Source organism: Sphingomonas sp. 66-10 (assembly GCF_001897045.1).
GTDB lineage: Bacteria > Pseudomonadota > Alphaproteobacteria > Sphingomonadales > Sphingomonadaceae > Sphingomonas > Sphingomonas lycopersici.
Window position 1 is genome coordinate 6465 of sequence record NZ_MKRR01000080.1, and the last position, 4687, is coordinate 11151.

Sequence of the window (4687 nt, forward strand, 5' to 3'; positions counted from 1 at the left end):
TTGATCTCGGCGCCGTCTCCGGCCAGTTTCGGCACCAAAGCGGCCAGTCGTTCGGCGATCTCGCTCATTTTTCCCGGTCACTTTTCGCTTGTCGTTTGGCGGCCCGATAATTCACTAAGCATACTAAGTAATTTCGGAGAGGATCAATGGATTTTGCGCTGCCCGAGGATCTGGTCAACTATCTGGCCGAGCTGGACGCCTTCATCGACGCCGAAATCCGGCCACTCGAGGAGGCGGACGACAATATCCGCTTCTTCGATCACCGCCGCGAATGGGCGCGCACCGATTTCGACAATGGCGGCCTCCCGCGCGAGGAGTGGGAGGAGCTGATGCGCGAGGCGAAGCGCCGCGCCGACAAGGCGGGGCATCTGCGCTTCGCCCTGCTCCCCAAATTCGGCGGCAAAGGCGGGTCGAACCTGTGGATGTGCGTGATCCGCGAATATCTCGCGGCCAAGGGGCTGGGGCTGCACAACGATCTGCAGACCGAGCATTCGATCGTCGCCAACAACCCCTTCGCCAAGATGTTCGACGATTTCGGGACCGAGGCGCAAAAGGCCGAATTCATCCCTGGCATGCTCGACGGCAGCAAGCGAATCACCTTCGGGCTGACCGAGCCCGATCACGGATCGGACGCCACTCATATGGCAACCCGCGGGGTGCGCGAGGCGCGTGATGGGGTCGACGGCTGGCTGCTCAACGGCGAAAAGATGTGGACGACCGGGATGCACGTCGCCAGCCATTGCGCCTTGTTCGCGCGCACTTCGGGCGAGGACGGCGCGGCGCGCGGGATCACCTGCTTCCTCGTGCCGGCCGATGCGCCGGGGGTGAAGGTCGAGGAATATCTGTGGACCTTCAACATGCCGACCGATCACCCGCGGGTCAGCTTCACCGATGTGTGGGTGCCCGACAGCGCGATTTTCGGACCCGTCGATAACGGGCTGCCGCTCGCGCAGAGCTTCGTCCACGAAAACCGCATCCGGCAGGCGGCGTCGTCGCTCGGCGCGGCGGTCTATTGCATCGAGGAAGCGGTGCGTTACGCGCGGCAGCGCAAGCCGTTCGGCGAGGATCTGGCGCGCAACCAGGCGATCCAGTTCCCGCTGGTCGAGCTGGCGACCCAGGCCGAGATGCTGCGGCTGCTGATCCGCAAGACCGCGTGGGAAATGGACCAGATGCCCCACCCGGAGGTGGAGAAGCGCATCTCGGACAAGGTCTCGATGTGCAATTACTGGGCGAACCGCTTGTGCTGCGAGGCGGCAGACCGCGCGATGCAGGTCCACGGCGGGATCGGCTATTCGCGGCACAAGCCGTTCGAGCATATCTATCGCCACCACCGCCGCTATCGCATCACCGAGGGCGCGGAGGAGATCCAGATGCGCAAGGTCGCGGCGTTCCTGTTCGGCTATATCGGGCCGCGGCGGCAGGAATTCGCCGACCTTGGGTGGGACGATGTCGATTACCGCGAGGAGAGCCAGATCCGCCCGCGCACCGGCTGGCAGGCGATCGGGAAGCGCGATTGAGTAAAGTATACCACCCCGGCCTTCGCCCGGCTGGAGGGTAGGCGGTCTCCCCAAGCAGGGCTTGCGGCAGCGCAGCGAATCGGCGTAACATATGTTACGGAGAGGTTAGGAGAGACAGGGATGCTCAAGACGCGGTTCACCGAGGCGTTCGGGATCGACTATCCGATCGCGCAGGGCGGGATGCAGTGGGTCGGCCGCGCGCCGCTCGTCGCTGCCGTGGCCAATGCCGGCGCATTGGGGTTCATCACCGCGCTGACCCAGCCGAACCCCGAGGCGCTGGCGAAGGAGATCGCGCGCTGCCGCGACATGACCGACAAGCCGTTCGGGGTGAACCTCACGATCCTGCCGACGATCACCCCGCCGCCCTATGCCGAATATCGCCGCGCGATCATCGAGGGCGGGGTCAAGATCGTCGAGACCGCGGGGTATAAGCCGCAGGAGCATGTCGACGATTTCAAGGCGCACGACATCAAGGTGATCCACAAATGCACCGCGGTCCGCCACGCGCTTTCCGCAGAGCGGATGGGGGTCGACGCGATCTCGATCGATGGCTTCGAATGCGCCGGGCATCCGGGCGAGGATGATATCCCCGGGCTGATCCTGATCCCCGCGGCGGCGAACAAGGTGAAGGTGCCGATGCTCGCCTCGGGCGGGTTCGGTGACGGGCGCGGGCTGGTCGCGGCGCTCGCGCTCGGCGCCGACGGGATCAACATGGGCACGCGCTTCTGCGTCACGCAGGAGGCCGAGATTCCCGAGAGCTTCAAGCAGAAGATGGTCGAGAATGACGAGCGCGCGACCGATCTGATCTTCCGCACGTTGCACAATACCGCGCGGGTGATGAAGAATGCGGTCAGCCAGGAAGTGGTCGCGATCGAGAAGCGCGGCGGGGCGAAGTTCGAGGATGTCCAGCATCTTGTCGCCGGCAAGCGCGGGCTCGCGGCGATGGAACATGGCGATACCGACGGCGGCATCTGGTCCGCCGGGATGATCCAGGGGCTGATCAACGACATCCCCACCGTCAAGGAACTGGTCGACCGGATCGTCGCCGAGGCGGAGGAGATCATCGACGGCCGGCTGGCGCAGATGGTCCACCGTTATGCCGAGGCGGCGCAGTAGGCCGTAGTTTCTCCCCTCCCTTGAACAAGTGAGGGGCGGGGTGGGTTGGTGTGGGAGGGAATCGTCACGCGCGCCTCAAGCCCCATCCACCGCCGGCCCTTCCTTCATCAGGGAGGGGAGAAAGTGGGTCGAATCACTCGGCCCATCCCCCCGTCTGGCGCAGCGCTTCGCCGAGCATCATCGCCGCCGACACCGCGACGTTGAGCGAGCGGAACCCCGGCTGCATCGGTACGCGTACCCGCATGTCGGCGCGATCGTGGACCGTGATCGGCACCCCGGCGCCCTCCGATCCGAACAGCAGGATATCGTCCGTACGGAAGGTCGCCTCGGGCAACGGACTCGCCCCCGTGGTGGTGGGGAGGACTATACGCCCCGGCGCCTGCGCGATGAACGCCGCCCAATCGGCATGGCGCGTCACCGCCACCGCCCCGGCATAGTCCATCCCGGCGCGGGCGAGCGCGCGGTCGCTCCACGGGAAGCCCATCGGCTCGATCAGGTCGACCCCGAGCCCCATGCATGCCGCCAGGCGCAGGATCGTGCCGACATTGCCCGCGATATCGGGTTCGTAAAGAGCGATGCGCATCGTCGGTGCGGATAGCGCCGCGGGCGGGTCGACGGAAGGTGCGAGCGTGAGAGAAGTTCAAGGAAATGCCCGCGCGGGGTTGCGCAAAATGCTGTTGGCAGGCAGGGGGGGCGAGGCTATCAGGCCATCAACTCCGTGGGGACGGGGGCGATGGCGGGCGTGGGAGGAGCAGATCCGACACCGTTCGCCCGCCTGACAGGAAGGGATAAGGGTTAGCGAATGGCGACGGTCGAAGAGGCGATTCCCCCGGGTGCGAACCCGACCCGGTATCATGAGGAAGGTCACGATCCCCGCCGCCGCGATTTCATCAACATCGCTGCCGTGGCGTGGGCCGGGGTCGGCGCGGGCGTCATCGTCCTGCCGCTGATCAACCAGATGAACCCCTCCGCCGACGTGCTGGCGCAGGCGACCACCGACGTCGACCTTTCGAAAATCGCGCCGGGCCAGGCGATCAAGACGATCTTCCGCAAGCAGCCGCTGTTCGTCCGCAATCTCACCCCGGCGGAAATCGCCGAGGCCGATGCGGTGCCGGTGAGCTCGCTGCGCGATCCCCAGACGCTGGAGCAGCGCACCAAGCCGGGCAAGAAGAACTGGCTGATTACTTTGGGGGTCTGCACCCACCTCGGCTGCGTGCCGCTGGGTGCGGGCGAGGGCGAGAATCGCGGGCCGTTCGGCGGCTATTTCTGCCCGTGCCACGGCTCGGCCTATGATACGGCCGCGCGCATCCGCCAGGGGCCGGCGCCGCTCAACCTGCACGTTCCCGATTACACCTTCACGTCTGACACGACCGTCAAGGTCGGCTGAGGTAGCACGCACATGAGCTTTCCCTGGGCCAAGCACTATGAGCCTAAGCAGCCGCTGATGCGGTGGCTCGACGAGAAGCTGCCGTTGCCGCGCCTCGTCTACAATTCGATCGGCGCCGGCTATCCGGTGCCGCGCAACCTCAATTACTGGTGGAATTTCGGCGTGCTCGCCGGGGTGGCGCTGGTGTGCCAGATCATCACCGGCGTCGTGCTGGCGATGCATTATGCGCCGAACGCGCTGGTCGCCTTCGGTTCGACCGAGCATATCATGCGCGACGTCAACGGCGGCTGGTTCCTGCGCTATGCGCACGCCAACGGCGCCTCGATGTTCCTCTTCGTCGTCTATGTCCACATCGCCCGCGGGCTCTATTACGGCTCGTACAAGGCGCCGCGCGAGATGGTGTGGCTGCTGGGCGTGGTGATCTTCCTTCTCATGATGGCCACCGCCTTCATGGGCTATGTGCTGCCGTGGGGCCAGATGAGCTTCTGGGGCGCGCAGGTCATCACCGGCTTCTTCTCGGCGATACCGGGCGTGGGCGAAACGATCCGCGTGTGGCTGCTGGGCGGTTTCGCGCCGGACAATGCCGCGCTCAACCGCTTCTTCTCGCTCCACTATCTGCTGCCGTTCGTGATCGCGGGTGTCATCATCCTGCACATCTGGGCGCTGC

5 protein-coding genes are annotated in these 4687 nt (G+C 65.5%); 4 read left to right on the top strand and 1 reads right to left on the bottom strand.

Going from position 1 to position 4687, the window contains the following annotated elements; translation table 11 throughout:
• The first annotated feature begins 146 nt into the window (after positions 1-146).
• A complete protein-coding gene (locus BGN95_RS07040; protein ID WP_265269100.1) occupies positions 147-1517 on the top strand; it encodes an acyl-CoA dehydrogenase family protein in 1371 nt (456 codons plus the stop codon).
• 120 nt (positions 1518-1637) lie between these two features.
• Entirely contained in the window at positions 1638-2633 is a 996-nt protein-coding gene (locus BGN95_RS07045) for an NAD(P)H-dependent flavin oxidoreductase (protein WP_265269101.1), read from the top strand.
• Positions 2634-2766: 133 nt separating this feature from the next.
• Here BGN95_RS07045 and BGN95_RS07050 read toward each other — a convergent pair whose 3' ends face one another.
• A complete protein-coding gene (locus tag BGN95_RS07050) occupies positions 2767-3216 on the bottom strand; it encodes a tRNA (cytidine(34)-2'-O)-methyltransferase (protein ID WP_286772083.1) in 450 nt (149 codons plus the stop codon).
• 219 nt (positions 3217-3435) lie between these two features.
• On the opposite strand from BGN95_RS07050, the gene petA reads away from it, so the two are divergent.
• Positions 3436-4020, top strand: a complete 585-nt coding sequence (gene petA, locus BGN95_RS07055; RefSeq protein ID WP_179510821.1) for a ubiquinol-cytochrome c reductase iron-sulfur subunit — start codon at positions 3436-3438, stop codon at positions 4018-4020.
• Positions 4021-4032: 12 nt separating this feature from the next.
• On the top strand, positions 4033-4687 hold a 655-nt coding region (locus BGN95_RS07060; protein WP_286772084.1), incomplete at its 3' end, for a cytochrome b.

What these genes read in the sequence shown, in the direction of transcription:
- BGN95_RS07040 (WP_265269100.1), top strand. Translation starts at nt 147, where the DNA reads ATGGATTTTGCGCTGCCCGAGGATCTGGTCAACTATCTGGCCGAGCTG.
- BGN95_RS07045 (WP_265269101.1), top strand. Translation starts at nt 1,638, where the DNA reads ATGCTCAAGACGCGGTTCACCGAGGCGTTCGGGATCGACTATCCGATC.
- BGN95_RS07050 (WP_286772083.1), bottom strand. Translation starts at nt 3,216, where the DNA reads ATGCGCATCGCTCTTTACGAACCCGATATCGCGGGCAATGTCGGCACG.
- petA (WP_179510821.1), top strand. Translation starts at nt 3,436, where the DNA reads ATGGCGACGGTCGAAGAGGCGATTCCCCCGGGTGCGAACCCGACCCGG.